This window comes from Pseudomonas edaphica (genome assembly GCF_005863185.1).
Lineage (GTDB): Bacteria > Pseudomonadota > Gammaproteobacteria > Pseudomonadales > Pseudomonadaceae > Aquipseudomonas > Aquipseudomonas edaphica.
Genome location: NZ_VBVZ01000982.1, coordinates 1 through 1,328 on the forward strand (window position 1 = coordinate 1; position 1,328 = coordinate 1,328).

Below are 1,328 nucleotides of genomic sequence, written 5' to 3' on the forward strand. Positions count from 1 at the left end.
GTGTATCAGTCGAGTTAAAGTTTACTGACACACAGTTATCGCGGGCAAGCCCGCTCCCACATTCTAAAACCTGTTGCTAACTGAGCTTAGCGGCGACGCGGACGACGCTGCTCGTCATCCGTGCGAATCGGTATCGGCTGCAGTGGCGGTTCAATCAGGCCCAGCGCAACGCCGAGGTCGTGGAGCCAGTTTTGAATTTTCTCTTTCATGGTTGCCCCCTTTGAGGGTAATGCGGCTAGGCGGGAGTTCTGTCGCCTTTTCCTACAGTGATAGTAGCTCTAAGTCTTACGTAATGCTTGAACGAAACCACAACGAACTATTACAGGATTGATCTGAATCCTGACGGATCGTTCAAGCAATCGCGCGCGCGTCTTGCAGGAAATCGGCCTTGCCCTCTTGTTGCAGATCGATCCATGCATTGAGGTTAGCGCCGAGCATGCCCTTGCGCCACATTAACCAGGTAGTAGCAGTGGCAAAAGGCCCGGTCAACGGATGAACGGACACGCTGTCCTTGCCTGGCAGGCTGTCGAGCATTGATTCGGACATCAACGCCACGCCTGAACCGGCGATCACGCAGGCGAGCATGCCTTGATAAGACTCAATCTCGATGGCGCGGCCCATGGCCACACGCTCGTGGGAAAACCAGGTTTCCAGGCGCGCACGGTAGGCGCAACTGCGTCGGAAGGTGAACACTGAACGGCCGGCGACATCCTGGGGGCCACGCACGGGCGGGTGATCCGCCTCGCAAATGATCACCAGGCGCTCTTCGCACAGCGGCACGCCGTCCAGCGTCGCGATCGTTATCGGGCCATCCACAAAGGCCGCGTCCAGACGCCCGGTGATCAAGCCCTCTAGCAACTCGCCGCTGGGTGCCGATTGCACCTGGAGGTTCACCATCGGATACGCCTTGTGATAGCGCGCCAACAGTTTGGGCAAATGCACTGCGGCCGTGCTGTACATGCTGCCCAATACAAAATCGCCCGCCGGCTGCCCTCCTTGCACCGCGCCGTGGGCTTCATCATGCAGCGCCAGCAGTCGGGTGCTGTAGTCCAGCAACACTTTGCCTGCGGGAGAAAGCTGCAAGCGCTGGCGTTCGCGCACGAACAACTCGACGCCCAGTTGCTCCTCCATTTGCTTGAGCCGTGTCGACAGATTCGAGGGCACGCGATGCAGGCGCTCAGCCGCGCGGGTGATGGAGCCCTCTTCCGCCACGGCCTGGAAGATGCGCAATTGACTGAACTCCATACCTTTCTCCAAAACTGAACAAGTTACTCACTATTATTCATTTTTACAGAAAGTCAATCCGCTTTAGCCTACAGGTCATTCGC

The 1,328-nt window shown here is 57.6% G+C and carries 2 protein-coding genes; both read right to left on the reverse strand.

All coding sequences use genetic code 11. The annotated features are described in order from the left end of the window. Positions 1–86 precede the first annotated feature (86 nt). Positions 87–209 carry a PA1414 family protein gene (locus tag FEM54_RS34960; protein WP_017134862.1) on the reverse strand — a complete coding sequence of 41 codons (123 nt, stop codon included), beginning with the start codon at positions 207–209 and terminating at the stop codon, positions 87–89. Positions 210–351: 142 nt separating this feature from the next. Then, positions 352–1,245 carry a putrescine utilization regulator PtrR gene (gene ptrR, locus FEM54_RS32665; RefSeq protein WP_017134861.1) on the reverse strand — a complete coding sequence of 298 codons (894 nt, stop codon included), beginning with the start codon at positions 1,243–1,245 and terminating at the stop codon, positions 352–354. Positions 1,246–1,328 lie beyond the last annotated feature (83 nt).